The 18272-nt window shown below is 68.7% G+C and carries 16 protein-coding genes and 1 pseudogene; 4 read left to right on the top strand and 13 right to left on the bottom strand.

The window, feature by feature from the left end; translation table 11 throughout:
• Window positions 1-86 precede the first annotated feature (86 nt).
• The 7 genes from IF47_RS0126105 to IF47_RS30935 form a co-directional block, all read right to left on the bottom strand.
• Complete coding sequence (locus IF47_RS0126105) at window positions 87-1268, bottom strand: tetratricopeptide repeat protein (RefSeq protein WP_051718250.1); 1182 nt, start codon at window positions 1266-1268, stop codon at window positions 87-89.
• Window positions 1268-1981 (bottom strand): pentapeptide repeat-containing protein, encoded by a 714-nt coding sequence (locus tag IF47_RS29015; RefSeq protein ID WP_051718251.1) that lies wholly within the window; start codon window positions 1979-1981, stop codon window positions 1268-1270. The genes IF47_RS0126105 and IF47_RS29015 overlap by 1 nt, the downstream gene beginning before the upstream one ends.
• A 10-nt stretch (window positions 1982-1991) precedes the next feature.
• Entirely contained in the window at window positions 1992-2663 is a 672-nt protein-coding gene (locus IF47_RS0126115; RefSeq protein ID WP_211257277.1) for a DUF6445 family protein, read from the bottom strand.
• The gene (locus IF47_RS0126120; protein WP_157840062.1) at window positions 2653-3198 is read right to left on the bottom strand and encodes a hypothetical protein; all 546 of its coding nucleotides are present in this window, start codon (window positions 3196-3198) and stop codon (window positions 2653-2655) included. Before IF47_RS0126120 ends, IF47_RS0126115 begins: the two co-directional genes overlap by 11 nt.
• On the bottom strand, window positions 3182-3847 hold the full coding sequence (locus IF47_RS0126125; protein WP_157840063.1) for an O-methyltransferase: 666 nt from the start codon (window positions 3845-3847) through the stop codon (window positions 3182-3184). The genes IF47_RS0126120 and IF47_RS0126125 overlap by 17 nt, the downstream gene beginning before the upstream one ends.
• On the bottom strand, window positions 3844-5574 hold the full coding sequence (locus tag IF47_RS0126130) for a M3 family metallopeptidase (protein ID WP_031511471.1): 1731 nt from the start codon (window positions 5572-5574) through the stop codon (window positions 3844-3846). The genes IF47_RS0126125 and IF47_RS0126130 overlap by 4 nt, the downstream gene beginning before the upstream one ends.
• A 168-nt stretch (window positions 5575-5742) precedes the next feature.
• Entirely contained in the window at window positions 5743-5910 is a 168-nt protein-coding gene (locus IF47_RS30935; protein ID WP_157840064.1) for a hypothetical protein, read from the bottom strand.
• A gap of 438 nt (window positions 5911-6348) precedes the next feature.
• On the opposite strand from IF47_RS30935, the gene IF47_RS0126140 reads away from it, so the two are divergent.
• Complete coding sequence (locus tag IF47_RS0126140; protein ID WP_031511472.1) at window positions 6349-7827, top strand: MATE family efflux transporter; 1479 nt, start codon at window positions 6349-6351, stop codon at window positions 7825-7827.
• The gene (locus IF47_RS0126145; RefSeq protein ID WP_031511473.1) at window positions 7818-8840 is read left to right on the top strand and encodes a 3-oxoacyl-ACP synthase III family protein; all 1023 of its coding nucleotides are present in this window, start codon (window positions 7818-7820) and stop codon (window positions 8838-8840) included. The genes IF47_RS0126140 and IF47_RS0126145 overlap by 10 nt, the downstream gene beginning before the upstream one ends.
• A gap of 415 nt (window positions 8841-9255) precedes the next feature.
• On the opposite strand, the pseudogene IF47_RS28320 reads toward IF47_RS0126145, so the two are convergent.
• Both IF47_RS28320 and IF47_RS0126155 read right to left on the bottom strand, forming a co-directional pair.
• A pseudogene (locus tag IF47_RS28320) lies at window positions 9256-10022 on the bottom strand (transposase); the annotation flags it as partial.
• Window positions 10023-10683: 661 nt separating this feature from the next.
• On the bottom strand, window positions 10684-11142 hold the full coding sequence (locus tag IF47_RS0126155; protein ID WP_031511474.1) for a hypothetical protein: 459 nt from the start codon (window positions 11140-11142) through the stop codon (window positions 10684-10686).
• Between the two features lie 397 nt (window positions 11143-11539).
• Here IF47_RS0126155 and IF47_RS0126160 point away from each other — a divergent pair, with 397 nt between their 5' ends.
• The gene (locus IF47_RS0126160) at window positions 11540-11971 is read left to right on the top strand and encodes a hypothetical protein (RefSeq protein WP_031511475.1); all 432 of its coding nucleotides are present in this window, start codon (window positions 11540-11542) and stop codon (window positions 11969-11971) included.
• A gap of 874 nt (window positions 11972-12845) precedes the next feature.
• Here IF47_RS0126160 and mobF read toward each other — a convergent pair.
• The 3 genes from mobF to IF47_RS0126175 all read right to left on the bottom strand — a co-directional run bounded on the left by mobF (window position 12846) and on the right by IF47_RS0126175 (window position 16800).
• Window positions 12846-14705 (bottom strand): MobF family relaxase, encoded by a 1860-nt coding sequence (mobF, locus tag IF47_RS0126165; protein WP_169745244.1) that lies wholly within the window; start codon window positions 14703-14705, stop codon window positions 12846-12848.
• Window positions 14706-14962: 257 nt separating this feature from the next.
• Window positions 14963-15850: a hypothetical protein gene (locus IF47_RS0126170; RefSeq protein WP_031511477.1), complete on the bottom strand. Its 888-nt coding sequence runs from the start codon at window positions 15848-15850 to the stop codon at window positions 14963-14965.
• A complete protein-coding gene (locus IF47_RS0126175; protein WP_031511478.1) occupies window positions 15847-16800 on the bottom strand; it encodes a ParA family protein in 954 nt (317 codons plus the stop codon). Before IF47_RS0126175 ends, IF47_RS0126170 begins: the two co-directional genes overlap by 4 nt.
• A 239-nt stretch (window positions 16801-17039) precedes the next feature.
• On the opposite strand from IF47_RS0126175, the gene IF47_RS0126180 reads away from it, so the two are divergent.
• Window positions 17040-17633, top strand: coding sequence for a hypothetical protein (locus IF47_RS0126180; RefSeq protein ID WP_157840065.1), 594 nt, complete (start codon window positions 17040-17042; stop codon window positions 17631-17633).
• Window positions 17634-17764: 131 nt separating this feature from the next.
• Here IF47_RS0126180 and IF47_RS0126185 read toward each other — a convergent pair whose 3' ends face one another.
• Window positions 17765-18244, bottom strand: coding sequence for a Pycsar system effector family protein (locus IF47_RS0126185; protein ID WP_031511480.1), 480 nt, complete (start codon window positions 18242-18244; stop codon window positions 17765-17767).
• Between the last annotated feature and the right edge of the window lie 28 nt (window positions 18245-18272).

Here is an 18272-nt window from a genome sequence, read left to right on the forward strand (position 1 = left end):
CGGCGAGTCGACGTGCTGTGGGCCATGCTGCGTGACAAGAGGCTGTTCACCTCCGCCCCGCCGGTCACGCAAGCGGCTTGACTTCATCATTGAGATTCCCTAAGGCTACGCGCGCATGCCAGGGCGCTATTCAGCACCTTCGCGTTGCCCGGCACGAGCGCGGCCAGATCCCCGTACCGGGCGAGTGCCGACGCTGGCTCTCCCGCCTTCTCCCAGGACGCCGCCGCCTTGAGCAGATGGTGTCCCACGTACGGCGCGCCCTTGCTGACCGCGACGTCGTACAGCTCCGCGGCCTTGCGGCACTGGCCGAACCGCACGTACGCCTCGGCCAGTTCGCCGTAGCTGATGGACCATTCAGGATCCAGGGCGATGAGCGCGTGGCCCGACTCGACCGCGGCGTCGACGTCGCGCGTAACGTACATGTGCTCCTTAAGAGAAGACTCGTGGTAGGTCTTCATCAAGTTGAGTTCATACGCGCGGGGCCGCCGCTGGATCGTCTCTTCCGCCGCGGCACGTGCCGACTCCATGTACGAGCGGGTCCGTTCCGCCATTCCCCTGGCCGCCGGCAGCATGGCGAGTCCCCGGTACCACGAGGAAACGGTGGCCGGGTCCCCCGCCGTCTCCGCGCGCTGGGCGAGAGAGTGGCCGACGCGCACGCTCCACACGAAGTCGTCGTGGGTGACCTCTTGGCGCTTGAGGTACCACACCACGCCCTGAGCGCAGGCGTCGAGGGCCCGACCGGGCGGTACCTCGCCCGCCATGATCGCGTTACGCATGACGGCGAACGCCTCGGCCGACCGTCGCGGGTCGTCCTGACGGTTGGCCAGGACGAACGTGAGCCAGGCCACCTCGAAGCGCTCACGGTGTCCGGCCGCCAGCGCCCGCGCCTCGGCCAGCACGGTTTCTGCCAGGGCTGGGCGGGCGACGCTGATCAGCGCCGAAGCGAGGTTCACGCGTTGGACGAGCGTAAGGTCGGCGCGGTGGTCCAGCACCTCGCCGAGGCGGCGCATCGTGGCGGTCGGCCGATGGTCGAGTCGAGCGACCTGTTCGGATGGCACCCGTTCGAGCACCGCCACCTCGTGGAGGACGTTCGCCTCGAAGACTTGTGTGAACCGGTAGCCGAAGCGGGTTTCGTCGGACTCCTCGAACGACTCGACGCACGCGCGCGAGAAGATGTCGGCCGGGTGTTCCCGGTCGCCATACTCAAGGCCGATCAGCACCTCCTGAAACGAGCTCCGGGTGATGGCCGGGCGGCGATCCCACTGCATCAGGCATGTCCCTTCGTCGTCTGCGTTGAAGGGCGTGTGCCGCCCACGTCGGCGGTCGCTCGCTTTCCTTCGAGGTCGCTGGCGCGGTGCATCTCCGCACCGTCGAGGTACGCCGAGGAGAGGTCGACGTCCCACAGGTAGGAGTCGGTCAGGTCCGCGCCACGGAATGCAGTGCGGGCGCAGACCGCCCGCTGGAGGTCGGCGTGGATGAGGGAGGTGCGCCGGAGATCCGCCTCTGTGAGGTCGGCGTTGAGCAGACTCGCCCGGTACAGGTTGGCTCCGGCGAGGTCGGCGCCGACCAGGACCGCCTCCGAGAGATCCGCTTTGGCCAGGTCGGCGCCGCGCAGGTCAGCCTCGCTGAGATCGGCTTCCGCGAGCTGCGCGCCGGCTAGCTGGGCCCCGCGCAGGTCTGCCTGCGACAAGTCGGTTCCGGTCCCGTGGCCGCGCAGCAGCGTCCAGCCGTCGACCACCCAGACGTCCAGGTCATGATCGCGGCCCGGACTACGCACGAAGAGCACGGTGCGCAGGTTGTGGCTGGCGGCGGCCAGTTCCGCGGCGTCGTGGTACACCCGGCCTGCGTTGATTTGGGAAGCGGCGTACGACCTGAGGTCGGTGGTGAGCGTCGCCATGGAATCGATCGCGACGAGCCCACAGTTGTCGCTCGCCGTCTCACCGGTACACTCCGTGGCCATGAGGTCCAATAGCGGCCGCATGTTCACCCTCCTACCGGTCGTCGGTCGAGTGGGCCCGGGGACCCGTGAATGCGTGTATGGCCTGCCCCAGCAGGGGGACCTCGTTGAAGAAGAAACTGTGCGTGAGCCGTGAACTGGCTGGGCCGACGCCCAGGCCGGCGAGCGGAGCGTGATAGAACTCGCACCCGCGGAAGAGGATGAGCCGGTTGTAGACCGGGGCGATCGTAGTGCTGAGTTCCCACTTCGATAGGTCGCGTTCATCGCGGGCGACGACCTTCTGCTGAAAGGCCTGGGCGTCGGCGAAGCCGTGGGCCCGGGCCTGCCGGTCCGTCGGAGGCCCCTCCAGGCCGGTCTCCTTGTGCCGGAAGAAGCCTGTCCCCGTGCTCATGTCGGCGCCGGGCGTCAGGTAGACCATGGCCGCCCAGTCGATGTTCACATCGGCGTGCACCGTAGTCTGGCGGCCCGACTCACCCGTGATGAAGCGGAAGCCGCCCCAGGTGAAGCGGGAGCGGTCGACCTGAACGCGGGCGCCGATCAGCGCTTCGAAAGTGCGCTTGATGGCGTCGCTTTGGATGCTGTGCCGGCTTTGGTACCCGGGGTAGCGCGTGGACGCGATGTCCGCGTACTCCGACCGGAGCGCCCGTTCCCGGATGACGTCCGGGTTCGGGTAGAAGTCGTCGACGATGATCACTTTAGAGCGCATGGGCGGTCCTTTCCGGCAGCGGGACGATGTCGAAGCCCCACTCGTGACTCAGCCAGCCGTCGGCCAGTCCGGTGCCGAATCCCGGCGATGCGCGCCGACTTAGCACGGAAGAGCGGTAGAGCACCAGGCGGTTGAACCGCACCGGAATGAAGGCGCACTCGACCCAGTCGTCCGGTCCGCCCGGCTGCTGCCGCAGGAACGTCAGTCCCGCCCCCGGCGGCGGGGCGGCCGACAGGAAGACGATCGCCGTCCATTCGGTCGGCTCCCGGTGGGGAGCGTCGTCGCCGGGCACGTCCTTGTCCCGGAGCACGAACCGGCCCCCGTCCGGTGGTGGGACGGTTCGGTCCGCCCTCGTGCCCAGCAGGCTGCTGACCGTCGCGGCGGCCCACGGGTCGACGTGGCAGGGTCCGACGAGCCGGCCGCGCCCGGGTGCGGCGGATGCCCCATCGGTGATGACGGGCGCATCGAGTGCCTGGGACGTCAAGGCCACCGGATTCGGGTGGAAGTCGTCTACTACTTCAAGCGTTTTGCGCATCTCGCGGTCCGTCCTTGTAGCTCACCAGGAGGCCGTGGGCGCTGCCGACGAAGGCGGAGTGCAGCCGGTTGCTGCGCGCCACCGCGCTCACGTACGTGGCGATGGCCTTCGTTTCCCTGTCTGGGTCGACACCGGGCTCGGACTCGCCGCTGAAGTCACCGCCCGGGGCTACGTCGTCGGCGATCAGCAGACCTCCACTGCGGAGGAGGGGGAAGCACAGCTTCAGATACTGCGGATACGCCTTCTTGTCGGCGTCGATGAACACCATGTCGACGCTCTCGGGCCGCAGCGTCGTCAGATGGGTGACCGCGTCCGCGTGCACAACCTCGACCCGGTCGCCCACGCCGGCCTCGTCGAGATAGGCGCGCGCGTTCTGGGCATTGTCGGCGTCGCTCTCGATTGTGACGAGGTGTCCGTCCGGCGGCAACCCGCGGGCGATGTGGATCGCGGAGTAGCCGAACAAGGTTCCAATCTCGACCACCAACCGGGGGCGGTGCAGCAACGTGAGCAGATGGAGTATCCGTGCGCCGTTGTCGTCGATCTGGATGGATGGCAGCTTCTTCTCAAGGAGCGCGTCGCGGAGAATTCCGTCCAGGATTTCGTCCCGGGGCCCCAGCAGGGAGCGGACGTAGGCAGGGCTGCGGGTCATCCGGCGGGCCTCCACAGCGCATCGTTGTAGAACGCGAAGATCGATCCGATGTCAGGGCTGCTGCTCGGCTCATCGAAGTCGAGGCACGCATCGAAGGAAGTCTCGAAGTCCTTTGGTTCGAGATCGGACAGTCGCCTGCTCAGCAGCGGGGAGAACGCCTCCGCGCTTTCGGCGGCGCTCCTGGTATAGGCGAAGGTTGCGCCTGGATTGGCGTTGATCATCGGCCAGGCGAAGTAGACCGGGAACTCTCCCAGGGAGCAGTGCCTGGCGACGCCAAATCGGTCGTCCAGTCGCTCGAATGCTTCGCGTAGTCCACCGCTGCTCGCCCGGTGCACCTCGAAGTCGAGTGCTGCGGTGACCGCCCGGTCGATGTGATTCCGGCGGTATTCGAGTATCTTTACGCGCTGGCAGAATCTCATGCCCTCGCGCTCCTCCTCGGACAGGTCGAGATGGGAGACGAAATCCGGGTGGTACACCCATTTCTCGGTCCACATGCTGAGGTCTTCGATGCGTTCCAGCGGCAGGTAGTCGAGGCCGGAAAGCGTTGGAAGCCGTTTTCGAATCAGAATGTGGTTGAGGGCGTGGCCGACTTCGTGGAACAGGCTGTGGACGTTCTGGAAAGTGATGAGTTCTCGACCGTCCGAATTGCGATGGAATCGGCACGAGATGTAGGCGATCGGAAGCTGGACGATGCTTCCCCAGTCCACCCGGTTACGGATGCCGCTGGTGGTGTTCGCCGTGCGGTTGCGGCCCGAGTCCCACAAGTCGAAGTTGATGTACCCGATAGTTTCGTCGCCTCGGAACACGACGACGGTCCACACACCTGGCCCGGAGTCCGGGAGCCGTCGCATCGACAGGCCGAAGACCCGCGCGGTCACCCCTTCAATGAACTCCAGGCAGGCGCGGAGGTCGAACAGAGGAACCTTCAGGTCGCTCTGAAGGGTGCGGATGTAGTGCCCGAAGTGGTCGACGGGCGTGTCGACATCGCCGATCGCCTCGCGGATCTCGGAATCGAGCAACCCCCGGTCCTCGACAGCTCCTGACACGTAGGTGTCGACGATATGGCGGGCTGTGTCCTCAGGGATGGCGCACCGTCGCATGGTCTGCTCGAGGACACTCCGCGCGCCCTGCCGCCGACTCGTCGCGCGCCGGATGTCGATCATTCGGTCGACCGTGTCGATCAGGGGGTCGAGTCGCTTGTCGCGCAGCGCCGTCATCGCGCTGGTGAGCTTTGTACGGCGAGCGGCTTCCGGCGTGGCGCTGATCAGCGTGTAGCCGATGGTGTCCGCCGTTCCTCCTTCGGTGTCGACTCCGAGGCGTGCAAAGAGGGCCAGTTGGTCGTTCCGACCCGCTTGGACTATGTCCTTGGCCTGGTCCTGCAGACGCGCGAGTTCCGCTGTGCTCGTATGGTCCGCCGCGAGTTTGTCGTTCAGATGCCCGATGTAGGCCTGCCGACACTCCTCGATGTCCGGGTTCCCGCACTGGAGGCTCTCGCACAGGGCCAGCAAAGTCCTGTCGAGATCCTGATCCTTGAAGAAGGCATCCCGATAGGGGAGCAGCCACCGGTAGTCGACGTACTGTTCGTTGGACTCGAGGTAGAGGAACACGTACGCGACGTTGTCGTAGATCGCGGCCAGTTCGACGAAGGACTCCTCCGTCAACCGGCGTTCGGCGAGAATGGCGTCGAGGCGGGTCTTCGCCCCGCTGAGGATCTTCTGTGTGGCCACGAGACTGGATTCGTCCAGACTCGTGATGGCATCTAGTTGCACGTACGCGCCCCTCTGAGGTGTGGCCCGACAGCAGCTTCCGGAGAGTGCGACGATCGTTCGAGCGCGTGCTGGCCTGGGCGGGGTTGCCCGCACTAGCCAGCACGCGCCGTCTTACGTGTCAGTAACCTAGATCGTCGACTGCTCGGTCGCGTTCAGGATCGCGTCCAGTTCGGCGTCGATCTCAGTGTCGAACAGGGCGCCCACTGCGGTGGAGTTGGCGTCGGCCTCGAAGAAGAGCTCGGCCGCCACCGAAGGGAAGAACGCGGGCCTCTTGTCGAGAGAGTACGATTCCATGTTGGACTCCAATCTCTACGTGACGGCATTCCCTGAGATTCACCCCACAGGGTTCCTTTCGGGTGCTCGTCAGCCTGGTCGCGCTTATCGCCCAGAGGGGGCGACTTGATCGACACTAAGATGACGTCCGGAAACTGGTCAATCGCCAAACGTGGAACTGGCTTGATAACGGCGCACCGCCGAATGTCAGCCACCAGACACCCACTTCTGGCCTGGGGGGCTGAAAATAACCCGCGCTGTGTCGGTGAACTCCGCTTTCGCGCGGGAGTGACATAGCGCCACTGCCTCTCCTGTGGGTATGCTCCGTGCCTGGTCGCAGCGCAGTGAACCTCCAGCCTTCACAGAATGTTCATAAATGCCTGTCGCCGCTCTCGTGCGGGGGTGGCTGATTCGCCGGAGAGGGTTACAGATGGTGTCGATTCTGAGGTGCCCGACGGAATGAGTGCAGGTCAGGAGGGTGTAGAGCACACCGAGCTGACGAAGAGGAACTTCTCCAATTTCGCCGTCGTCATCCTGTTGACCTCCTCTGTCGGAGTGGGATTCGGCGCCATCGACCTGGTGATGATCGCGCCGCTCGGCGTCACGTACGTCGCCGCAGTTGGCCTTGCCGACTTGATCGTGATGGGACTGACGGCCTACTGCACCGGCCTGGTGCACGTGTTCTCCAGCCGGCTCGGGATCGCGGAGGGCGAGCGCTCGCTGGCCGACCGTCTCGCCGTGCTCGTCGGGGCGTTCGCCGTGTGTGCACTCTTCTTGCAAGCGCTGGCAATGGGCCTCGCGCTCGGCGCCGAGTGGTTCCTAGAGCGGGCCGGCCAAGACGCCGAGCTGATCCCCCTGGCCGTCGACTACATCGAGGTCAGGCTCTTCGGCATGATCGTCGCGCTCGTGTGGGCCTCGGCCTCCGAGGCCCTGCGGGTCTGCAACATGAAGAGCATCTCACTCAAGATTATGATCTACGGATTCGTCGGCAACGCCCTGCTCGACTACGCGTTCCTCCACACGGACGCCGCAGGGGCCTTCTCCTCCCCCGCGCAGGCCGTCGCGGTTGCTACCGTGCTCGTGTACTCAGTCATGGCCGTCTACGGCGCCTTCGTCTTCGTGCGCCGCGTCCGACAGCGCGAACGCCACCTTTCCCGAGCCGACCGGCACGCGGTGCTCACCGAGTTTCAGTCCATGGTGTGGACCTCGCAAGGCGTCGGCGTTCGCCACCTGAACGACTACATGGCGGCGATTATCCCTTTTATGTTCATTGGCACTCTAGGCCCGCAGGTACTCGCGGCGTCCGCGGTCGGTGTGAAGGTATACACGATCTTCTGCCGGGTGCCGCAGGCGTGTGTGACGGGAACGTCGGTCTTCTACAGCTATCAGATCGGCAAGGGGGCCACCGCAGACGAGCTGCGGTCCCATGGAAAGCGGCTGCTGGTCTACACGGCGGTGCCGACCGCGATCGGCACTGTTGTGGTCCTCGCCCTGTCGCCCTGGCTTGTGAAACTCTTCGGCGGCTCGGGTGAACTCGACGTGCGCCAGGGCGTTGTCATGCTGTTCGCCTTCATGGTCACGATGCCGCTGTATGTGGTGGAGGCCACCTATACGGCCATTCTTACTGTGCACCAGCGAGGAGCCCTGCTCTCGACGGTGACGACTGTTGCAACCTATGGGCTCATGATTCCGCTGGCATGGATCTCCGTGTTTGTCATGGGGTCCGCGTTCTGGGCCATCGCCCTGGGTTCCATCGCCTCTGCGGCCGTGATTGTGCTGATGCTCGGCCGGGCCTTGTACCGGGACCACTGGGCCGCAACGCCACCCGCCATGGCCGTCGGCCGGGTCGGCGCCCAGGTCGCCGCATCCGCCCCGGACACCTCGGCGAGTGGCGACGGACGCGATGCGGAGGGCAAAGGAGAGGGTTTATGGCGGTAGTGGACTTCGGGATCGCGGCCATGGCCAGCTGCGTCGGCGAGCCGTACGACGTCGCCGGAGAGTCCCAACACTTGGGCATCAACCCCCATGTGGTGGAGACCATGGGCTTCCGAACCCTCCACAAAGCACCCGTCGGTGTGACGACGACCGACTTGGGCGTCGCGGCGGCCGAAGCCGCGCTTGCCAGGGCGGGCCTGGATACCTCCGATGTGGACTTCCTCGTGGCAGCCAGCGGGAACCTGCCCGAGTACCTCCATTGGGACTTCTCTACGGCGATCGCTCGAGACCTCGGACTGCGCGGCGTACCGACACTGTCACTGACCCAGGCTTGCCTGTCCGCCGTACTCGCGTTCGAGGCCATCGCTGGCCTGTTTCTGACCCGCGGCGAGCTGCGAACGGTACTCCTCGTGTCGGCGGAGCGGGTGAGCGACGCACACGTCAACCGCTTGGGGAACGGCACGACGGCCGACAGTGACGGGGCCGTGGCCGCCGTAGTGCGGCGCGATCACCAGTCGCTGCGCTGGCTAGCCAGCGAGCAACTGACCGATCCCACTTACGCCGACTTTTTCCGTCTCGAGTACGGCGGCAACGCCGCGCCGGTCGCACCCCCGGGGCGGAGCAACCTGGACATCGATCACGGATACTCGATCTTCACATTCTTCCAAGGCGATGCTGAACGTTTCTCCGCGTATGCCACGATGACGGACGCCCGCATCGCCGAAGCGGTCGATGGGGCCTGCAAACGCGCCGGCGTCCGGCGCGCGGACCTCTCCAGGGTGCTCCTCCTTCACGCCAATCAGGTAGCGATGCGCAACGCCGCCGCCGCCCTCGGTGTACCTCTGGGCCGGACCAACGCGGAACTGGCCGCCTCACTCGGTCACTTCGGCGGCATGGACCCGCTCGTCAGCCTCGACATCATGATCGATCGAGGTGAACTCCACTCGGGAGACGTGGTGGCGCTGGCTGGCATGTCCTCCGGACTGCACTGGTTCTGCACCCTGGTGGAGGTGTAACCGCCGGCGAAGGCTGTAGCTTTCGTTGCTACAGCGCCATGTCGCTTTCCCCTCGGCCGCTGGCTCGCCAACCAGCGCGCCCGCGCGCGAGTGACCTCACCGCCCTGGCCCAGTTGGGTGTCCCGTCGCATCGAACCGCGGCTTGTCGCACCGGCCCTCGCACCGAACTTGCGGTGCGAGGGCCGGGACAGGTTTGAGTGAGACTGTGTCCCGCTTTGGGGTGGCTCTTGTCTCACTACAAGTGGCTTGTCTCAATCCAGGGGGAATCGTCCAAGTATGGACGATGAGGGGGAGCTGCTGAGCGGCAGGGACAGGGCGGCCGGTTTCGAGGTGGTCTGGGTCCAGGGTGGTGTCGAGGTGCGCAGGCCGCTGGCGGAGGTGGCCTTCGAGGAAGTCGCTCCCGTGCGGGAGTTCCCGAGGCGGGGCAGGTCCGCGGGCTGGCGAAGGCGGAGGGGTAGAAGGGCGCGGAGCAGGCCGCTGTGGTAGCGGCGCGGGCGGTGGAGATTGCCGCTAACGCGTCCGGAATCGCGTGGGACGGAGCGAGGCTGGCGTAGCTGGCCAAGCGGTCTGCGGTGGCGAAGGCATCCATGTCGCCTCCGGTAGCGGCGAAGATCCCGGCGCTGAGCATGGTGCCCATGCCGGGCAGGCTCTGGATCACTTCGGCGTGTGGGTGCTCGCAAAACCGGGCCTCGATGAGGGTTCGAGCTCGGCGATCTCCTCATCGAGGGCCATTACCCCCTTCGCCAGGCGAGCCATGGTGGCCGCAAGCTTCTCGCCAGGCAGCGCGGTGAACTGCGCTCCAGCTCCCTCCACGACGGTCTTGGTCAAGGCCGCGCTGCCGTGGACCTTGCGGTTCTTGAGCCAGGTCGCGATGCGGGAGGTACCGGCGCGGCGGATCGCGGCCGGGGTCTGGTAGCCGGTCAGCAATATGACCGGGCCCTTCTTGGTCAGGACCAGGGAGCGTTCCAACGCCAGGAAAATCTCCAGGAGTTGGACTCGGAGACGGCTGATCTGCCGAGTTCGGTCGCAGACCAGGTCGGTGCGCATGCAGGCCTGGTCGGCGATGACAAAGGCGTCCTTCGCGTCGGTCTTGGCCTGGCCTCGATACCCGGCCGAGGCGCGGTGGACGGCCAGACCGGTGATGCAGGTGATGTGCTGGTCGTGGCCGACCAGCAGGCCGAGCGAACCACCCCTGCTGCCCATTTGCGCGACCGAACTGACCAACGAAGTCGTGCCGGACCTCTCGGCCCTGACGCCTCCTCCCGCACCTGCAGCCGAGCGAGAGCAGATCCACGCACTCATCAGCGACGCCGCAGCATAGGCACGAGCGCACCTACGGGATGCCACCCCGCTGGAGTGCGCACTGCACGAGGACGCACTCCGACCGAGCGGATGGGTATCGACATCGCCGACCTGCGAGAACAAATCTTGTGTACGTGCCCACCCGCGGTAGCACCGAACCCGCCGGTGCGTGACTTGCGTAACACATCCTGAAGATCTCTGATGTCTCACCGTTGCGTTGATCCGGCGACAACCTTGCTCCGGCTAGGCCCGCATCACACCTGAGTGCGCCACGCAGCCATCGTCTCATGAGACATACAGATCGTGGAGAACATGACGGTGCGGATCGGTTGGCCCCAGCCCTGGCAGTGCGGGGCCGAAGTCGCAAACCAGGCTGCTCCACCCGCAAACTACGGTGCTCCATCAAAACCTCCTTGATCCAACTTCACTGACAATCGGTCCAACTTCACTGTCAGAGGACAGTGGGGGCCGCCCGGGCCGGAGCCGTGGCCCCGGCGACGCGGGAACTCGTGCGCCTCCATGCCCGGCAGCCTCCCAGCCCTCACCGACGCACACCCCCGCCTGGGTCGGGCCCGACCTCCGGCGGGCGCCGCCGCTCCTGGCGATGGGTGCGCGGGGTGTCACCGGCGGCCGGGCGCGGACGCGGGTGTTGGCGTGTTCGTCGTCGTGCGGCGTCGCCGGTCGCGGTGAACGCCTCGGTCATCCGGCGCAGTTCGTCGGCGGTGAAGTGGAGAGCGTCCAAACCGGTGCGCAGCGCCTCCAAGTCGACGCCCCGGCGGCGGGCCGAGCCCGCAGACGGGCCGCCGGGGTCGAACAGGGCGAGCTGCTCGGGCCGGGCGGGCGGCCGGTGGGCGGCGCGGCGGACGGTGCGGCGGGCGATGCGCAGCCGGGTCTGCACCACGGCGGCGGCGATGGTCGCCCGATCGTGGCGCAGCGGAACCCGGGGAATCGCCCACTCCCCCGGTTGCAGGGGCAGATGGGGCGCGGCCGGGTCGGCCACCGGCCGCCGGTCCGCGCCACCGTGCGGCCGGTGGGGTGGGGGTGTCTCCGACGGGTTGTTTTGGCCCCACCACACCGGCCGCACGGTGGCGCGGCACCACCTCAGGCCGGTGCTCTCCCCGTTACGGCGAAGAGGGCCGCTCGCGGCGGCACTCGACACCGGAGCACGCCCCGCCCACTGCTTCCACGGCGGACGGTTCTTCCGGATACGCAACCGCAACTCTACGGCCCCGCCCCGGCCGGCGGGACGCGTGGGGACCACGGGAGCACCGCCCCCTGCGGGCCGGTGGCCGGTTTGGTCGGATCCGGGGGCGGCGGCACCCTGGGAGGAGAAAAGCGGCCCGCGCCGCCGACTCCACGGGCCGCTCCGGCCGGACGGCGAGGGACAGGAGAGCGGCATGGTGGTACGGAAGCAGAACACGGCCGGGAGCCGCAGGCGGGTGCGGGAACGCAGCTTCCAGGCCCGCTATCCGCTGGATATGGCCTGTCCGCGGGAGGAGGCCGAGCGAGAGGTGGGGGCAAACCGCGCGGCGTGGCTGCTCAAGGTGTACCGCGGGCAGCCGACCCGGGCCGCCCTCGAGCTGGACAAGCTGCTGCACCACCGGTTCACCCTGATGACCCGCGCCGACCCACACGGCCACGCCTGGACCCTGGCCGAGTACACCGCCGTGTGGAACCACAGGCGTGCGGCGGCCGCGCAGGGAAGCCGGCGGAAGCCCGCCCGGCTCACCGAACAGGACGTTCTCGAACTGCTGCACACCTGCCACCGCGACGGAGAACTCCGCCTGACCCGGGGCCCGACCGGAGACCTGGCCGTGTGGTGGCCGTGACCTCCCGGCTCCACGGCGAGCCGGGAGGTCGGACGAGGCACTCGAGGGAACCGGGAGTGTGAGGCCTCCTGGCGGTATGGTGACGGCACCTGCCCCGGGCGCGTCCCGGGGCGGGCATCGTCGTTCCGCCTCGGCCGGGGCCGGGCCGCTGCGGCCGGGTGTGCCACGTCCCCCTGACCGGGCCGGCAAGGCTCGGGGCGCGGGCGGGTGATTCCCGCACCGGGGCGCATGGCCCGCGCTCTGATCCGGGTATTTCATCGGTGCCCCGATCCGGGCCGTCAGGTGACGTTATTCCCCCCACGGCGGCCCGGGACGCAGAAGGGTCGGTGGCCGGCAGGTTCTTCCCCCGAGGGTCTGCCGGTCGCCGACCTGCGGCCGGGCCCTCTCGGGCCGGTGCGCTCGGGTTTTCCCGCACCCCGCCGGCCGAGTGGTGGTGGGGCGTGTCCGCTCCCGAAAGCCCCCGGTGCGGCCGGGGCGGGGCCGTAGGATCGTGGCGCGCCTCCGGAAAGATTCGCCCGCCGTGTGGAAGCAGCGGGCAGGGCGTGCGCACTCCGGTGTCGAGTGTTGCTGTAGGGATGGTTCGGAGGGAGCGCGGCGGGCCTTCGCGTAGGGGTGGGGTCCGCCGCGGCGCTCCCCTGGTCCTTCTTCCTTGGCCGGACGAGCCCGCACGCGGCCGGCGGGCCGTGCCCACCGAACTCCCAGTCGGCTCTTCCGCGCTCCGGTCGGGGGCGCCCCGGCAGCCGGCCTCCAGCGGCCCGCCCATCAGCTCGGAGTGGACGCGGCCGGGGGCCGGCGTGGGGGCCGTCCGGGCCGGAGCCGTAGACCCGGCGACGCGGGAACTCGTGCGCCTCCATGCCCGGCGGCATCCCAGTCCTCACCGATGCACACCCCCGCCTGGGTCGGGCCCGAGCTCCGGCGGACGCTGCCGCTCCTGGCGATGGGTGCGCGGTGTGTCACCGGCCGGCCGGCGTGGGTGTTGGTGTGTTCGTCGTCGTGCGGCGTCGCCGGTCGCGGTGAACGCCTCGGTCATCCGGCGCAGTTCGTCGGCGGTGAAGTGGAGGGCGTCCAAACCGGTGCGCAGCGCCTCCAGGTCGACGCCCCGGCGGCGGGCCGAGCCCGCAGGCGGGCCGCCGGGGTCGAAGAGGGCGAGTTGCTCGGGCCGGGCGGGCGGCCGGTGGGCGGCGCGGCGGACGGTGCGCGCCTGGGTCTGCACCACGGCGGCGGCGATGGTCGCCCGGTCGTGGCGCAGCGGAACCCGGGGAATCGCCCACTCCCCCGGTTGCAGGGGCAGGCGGGGCGCGGCCGGGTCGGCCACCGGCCGCCGGTCCGCGCCGGCCGGCCGGGTGGGGGTGAGGTCGGCCAGGGTCCAGCCGGTGGTGTAGAGGCGGTACTCCGGGCGGGCGCCACGGGCGGTGCGGGTCTGGGTGATGTCGACGCAGTGCGCGGCCAGCGCGGTGTCCACGATTTCCTCGTCCAGGCCGGGTGCGCGGCGGGCGCCGCGGAGGGTCAGGGCGAGGTGGCGGCGGGCCTCGGCCAACAGGTGACGGCGGTGGAAGTGGCCGCCGGGGTTCATCACGAACACGATCGCGGCGACCGCGACGGCCGCCAGGGCGACGTCGACCACGGCGGCGGTGCGGGCCCGGATCGCGGCTCCTGCGGCACGGGCCCGTTGCAGGAGCAAGTCGACCACGGCGGCGCCGACGTGCCGGACGGCGCCGGCCCGCCACTGCTCGCGCAGCCGGGCCAGCGGGCGGGCCGGGGGCTTGGCCGGGCGGGTGGTGTAGGCGGCGATCTGGTTCAGCTTCGTCCGGGCCCGCTCGTCGACCCGCGGCGCGAACCTCAAGGTGCCGTCGTCGCCGGTGGCGGTGGTGTACTCGATCTCCAGTTCGGTGCGGCAGGCGGCGATCCGCGCGCTGCGGGTGGCGGCCCAGGCGATCAGCTCGTGCGGGATGCCGGCGATCTCCATCACCGGGCGGCGGCCGGCGCTCACGGTGCGGGGCTCGGACGCCAGCCCGAGGGCCTGGCACACCTCGGCCATCACCAGCTCGTTGTAGAGCGCGGAGGCCGCCACGGTGTTCTCGAACAGGGCCTGGCTGTGCACCGCCCCCCACGGCCCGTCCGGGCGTTGGGCCTTCAAGGACAGCAGCACGTGGTCGTGCAGCAGGGGCTTTCCCGAGCGGGCCTGGTAGTGCCGGAACCGGGCGGCAACCACACCACGGGCGGGACGCACGCGCCTCTCGCCCTGGCTGCCGTGGCGGATGACGGCCACCTGGTCCTCGATCCAGGCCAGGGTCGCGGCGATGGCCCGCTCGTGCGCGGCCTCGACCGTCTGCCGGACGGTGTCGTCGCACAGCGCCCACAGCAGGTGGATCGTGGGCTGCGGGCGGAACACCAGGTCCATGCCCGTGACCTTCACCCGCCGCCCCAGCGCCCCGGCCCGCCACGCCTCCTTGACGGGGTCGCCGGCCGCGCGGCGGGCGGCCACCAACCGGTCGGCGTGCGGATGCCGGCCCCCTTCGCCGAACAGGTTCCGCAGCTGGTCCTCGGTGACCTCCTCCCCCGGCGCCAACCCCATCGCCGCCAGGCCGCGGCCCATCCACCGCCCCGGCGGCACACCGGCCTCCTCCTGCGCCTTCCTCAACGGCGTGCGGGCCCGGCGGTGGCCGTCCCCGACCACCACCTGCCGTGTGAAGTAGCGAAGAGCCTGCCCGGCGGTGATCAACGCGATATCCATCACGCCCACCACGCCACACGAAAGCGGCCCACACGAGCGTCCGAACAGCGGCGGCATCCCACCCAGCGGGAACAACCGCCCCGACTTTCCACCCCCACGACCCGCCCAGCGGGAAACGGTCGCGCCGGGCGGACACTGTCAACGCTCTCCGGAAGCCCCGGCCCAAGGAGCCGGGGCTTCCGGAGAGCAGAGAGCGGAGAGCGGAGACCAGGAGCGGTGTTCGATTGCATCGAACACTTTCTTCCAAATTTGGAAGATTAGCCTTCCGGCTCTGTCACCTGGGCTTTTACCTTCTCGCGGTCCTTCATCCAGCGCCGTACGGCTCGGTAGACGCGGTCGTCTTCCGGGTCGGCGAACGCCTCCGCCAGTGCCCGGTTCAGCTCCCGGGTGGAGAGGCGGCTCCGCTTGAGGTCTTCGGCGAGCTGGAGCGCGCGCCGCTTCACCGCTTGGCGTAGGTGCGCATCGACGGGCGCTGCGGTGCCCTTGCCGCCTTCCTCTTCCTCGGCCGGGTCGTCTGCCGATGCGGTGAGGACTCGCTGAGCCTGCCGGTGGATCTGCTGCGCGGGGTCGTCTTCTCCGTCGGGCCCGGGCAGCTCTCGGACGACCTGGGCGATGGCGGCGGCGGTGACCTTGGGCAGAGAGTCGCGCAGGAGGGCGTGGAGGGTGGCGGCGGCTTCGACGCCGTAGCGGTTCACGACGGGCAGGAGCGCTTCGACGTGTGAGCGGGTCAGCTTGGGGACGTCGCGCAGGAGGCGGTTGGCCAGCGGCCAGCCGTTCATCATGCGGTAGGCGTCGGCCGGGGTGATGTCCCAGTCCTCGAGGAACGCTTCGAAGGTGGGATGGTCCGCGCGGTAGAGGCGGCGCTTGCTGATGGTCTCCAGCGCCTTGCCGGTGAGCCAGAACGAGGCGTGGTGTTGTTGGAGGACTGCCTGGCAGGTGGTGAGGTCCGCGCGCTCAGCCTCGGTGAGTGTGGTCGGGTCGGGGCCGGTTTCGGCGCTGCTGCCGGGGATGGTCTCGAGGGTGAACGGGGCGGCTTCCTGTTCCTGCGCGGCGGGTTTCTTGCGTGCCAGGTTCGCCAGGCCACGGGATCGGCGTGGGGGTCCGGACAGGCCGAAGCGGTCGGCGGTGGTTTCGATCTCGGTCATACGGCGTCCTCTTCAGCGGCGCGAGTCAGGATCTCCCGGGCGAGGTTAGCCAGGTCTTCGGCCACGGACACGGATGTGGCGGACACCACGGTGGTGTCGGTGCCGGCGCGGCCGGAGCGCAGGTCCCAGAACTTGGGGTTGCTGGCCACAGCTTCCTCCAGTTCGTGCACCAGGCGGCCGTGGTGGCGCGCGTCCTGCCCGACTGCTTCGGAGTAGCGGACGATGGTGTCGAACAGGTAGGCGTCGTCACCGAGTTCTTCGGCGACCCAGGCGCGGGCCCGGCGGTGGATCTGCTTGGAGGCGCTGCCGCTGCCGAAGAGCACGACGCCCAGGAGCCGCAGGTGGGGGTTGACCGCTTTGCGGACCAGTTGGAACTGGCGGGAGATGCTGCCCAGACCGTCGTTGATGGAGGCCCGGTCGGAGCGGGTGGGAGCGATCATCCAGCGGGCGGAGGAGAGCGCGATCTGCTGGAGTGGGGGGTTCTCCGGGGCGCTGTCGATGACGACGAGGTCATAGCGGCGGGCGATCGGGGCCAGGCACACGGCCAGGGCGAGGACCTGGCGGTGTTGCCGCATGCGGTAGGTGGCCTGGAGCATGTCGGGAGCCGCGCCGATGTGGGCGCCGCCGATCACGACGTCAAGGCCTGGGCGGACACCGGAGACCGGCTCCAGGGGCTTGCCGGTGCGCAGGGCTTCGTAGAAGGCGGCGCCTTCGTCGTCGATGCTGGTTCCTCGGTAGCCCAGGTCCCGGCCGACGTTGCCCTGGCCGTTGACGTCGATCAGCAAGACCCTGCCCGCGTCGCCGTCCGAGGCGGCGGCGTCGGCGGCCACCAGGCCGGCGAAGTTGGATGCGAGAGTGGTCTTCCCGACGCCGCCTTTGCCGTTGGCGACAACGTAGGTGTTGGCCAGGGCCTCCCAGTCGATGGGGGGCACGTCATCGTCATCGAGCATGGCCGTCTCTCCTGTCGTGTCTGCTACGTCGCCCCGCATCGTCCCACGCCCGGGAACGCGGGCAGCAAAGTCCGGACGGGCCTGTACGGGATGGTTGGAAAGCGCAGCCTTGCAATCCTGTTCCTGGGTTTCAGGTCTGGCTTCGTCGTCGCTCTTGGCCGGTTCAGATTCTCACGGCTCTCCCGGGTGCCCCTTCAGAGGCAGGGACTCAATCCCCAAGTCCTCACTACTGTTCCCTCATGAAGGAAAGTGACTGGATCGCCCTTGTGTCAGTCGTTGTGTCTTTGACCGCTGCCGGCATCAGCATCTGGCAGGCGAGGACCGCCGGCGCCTCGGCAAAAGCTGCCAAGGAACAGGCAGAGGCCGCGGTTCGGGCGAACGAGTTGACCCAGCAGCAGATGGACCGTGAAGAAGCCCGCGCGCAGCAGGCCGCCGCCGACGCGGAGGCGGCTGCCTTGCTCGAGGCGGAGAAGGTCCACCTGAGGTTTTCCAGTAACGGCGGCTCTGTGGTCGTGGAAATCACGAACAACGGCGTGGCCCCCATCACCGAAGTAGAGCTTCTCAAGGTGGAGGCGCTTGACGAAGGCCCGTGGGCAGGGTGGACCGTGAACCGCAACATGTCAGGACCGATGGTTCAAACCAAGCGGAGCATCCTTCGGAGCCACGAGGATATGGAGGTAGCCACGTGGCTTCTTGACCGTGATGGGCAGCGCGTGCCGCAGCTTCCCAGGAGCGTGAGAGCCCTTGTCCGTTTTCGTGACCAGGACGGCCAGTGGTGGCAGGTCACCGGTGGAGGAGAGCCGCCCGTACCGGCTGACCCGCCCACCACGTGAGTTCTCGTCTTCGAACCCTAGGACCGACGGTCAGCAAACGACCCTCGCCCGTTCAGCCTCTGGGAGCAGGCGCTAACGCACAAAAGGCCCCTCGCACGGACGCCGGAGCGTCCGTGCGAGGGGCCTTTGGGCTACAGGGGAAGGGCGGTGAGGGTGGCGGCCGCGGCGAGGTGGGCCAGGCCGGTGAGGATGCAGTCGACCGCCCACCGGATCCGGGTGTACTTGCGGGCGGCGAGGGCGGACAGGACGCGGATCTGATCGGGACGCCGGTCGTCGGCGAGTTGGTGGCGGACCTGGTCGGGGGTGAGGTGGGCCCAGTGGGGCCAGGAGGCCCGGTCGGTGCCGCCTGTGTGGGGGCGGACCGCGCAGAGCAGCAGCACGGTGGCGGTGGCCAGCGCGGCCAGGGCCAGGGCGCCGGCGATGCGGGCGGCGGTGGGTGGGTGGAGGTCGGGGGCGGCAGAGAGGGTGCCGGCCAGCAGGGCACCGGTGAGGGCCAGCAGCAGGGAGGCCTTGGTCTCGCAGCGAGCGAGCTGGTTCTCCAGGCCGGTCACGGCCTGGTCCAGCGCCCGGTCCGGGTCCCGGACCGTCGTCGCGGCGGGTGTGGTGGTCATCGGGCGGGGGTCTCCTTCACGGCGGTCA

This window comes from Streptomyces megasporus, from assembly GCF_000718985.1.
Classification (GTDB): Bacteria; Actinomycetota; Actinomycetes; order Streptomycetales; family Streptomycetaceae; genus Streptomyces; species Streptomyces megasporus.

Coding starts and splice junctions, on each gene's coding strand:
- IF47_RS0126115 (WP_211257277.1), bottom strand. CDS start 2,663: ATGCGCTCTAAAGTGATCATCGTCGACGACTTCTACCCGAACCCGGAC.
- IF47_RS0126170 (WP_031511477.1), bottom strand. CDS start 15,850: ATGACCGAGATCGAAACCACCGCCGACCGCTTCGGCCTGTCCGGACCC.
- IF47_RS0126120 (WP_157840062.1), bottom strand. CDS start 3,198: ATGCGCAAAACGCTTGAAGTAGTAGACGACTTCCACCCGAATCCGGTG.
- IF47_RS30935 (WP_157840064.1), bottom strand. CDS start 5,910: ATGGAATCGTACTCTCTCGACAAGAGGCCCGCGTTCTTCCCTTCGGTG.
- IF47_RS0126140 (WP_031511472.1), top strand. CDS start 6,349: ATGAGTGCAGGTCAGGAGGGTGTAGAGCACACCGAGCTGACGAAGAGG.
- mobF (WP_169745244.1), bottom strand. CDS start 14,705: ATGGATATCGCGTTGATCACCGCCGGGCAGGCTCTTCGCTACTTCACA.
- IF47_RS0126175 (WP_031511478.1), bottom strand. CDS start 16,800: ATGCTCGATGACGATGACGTGCCCCCCATCGACTGGGAGGCCCTGGCC.
- IF47_RS0126185 (WP_031511480.1), bottom strand. CDS start 18,244: ATGACCACCACACCCGCCGCGACGACGGTCCGGGACCCGGACCGGGCG.
- IF47_RS0126105 (WP_051718250.1), bottom strand. CDS start 1,268: ATGCAGTGGGATCGCCGCCCGGCCATCACCCGGAGCTCGTTTCAGGAG.
- IF47_RS29015 (WP_051718251.1), bottom strand. CDS start 1,981: ATGCGGCCGCTATTGGACCTCATGGCCACGGAGTGTACCGGTGAGACG.
- IF47_RS0126180 (WP_157840065.1), top strand. CDS start 17,040: ATGAAGGAAAGTGACTGGATCGCCCTTGTGTCAGTCGTTGTGTCTTTG.
- IF47_RS0126145 (WP_031511473.1), top strand. CDS start 7,818: ATGGCGGTAGTGGACTTCGGGATCGCGGCCATGGCCAGCTGCGTCGGC.
- IF47_RS0126160 (WP_031511475.1), top strand. CDS start 11,540: ATGGTGGTACGGAAGCAGAACACGGCCGGGAGCCGCAGGCGGGTGCGG.
- IF47_RS0126125 (WP_157840063.1), bottom strand. CDS start 3,847: ATGACCCGCAGCCCTGCCTACGTCCGCTCCCTGCTGGGGCCCCGGGAC.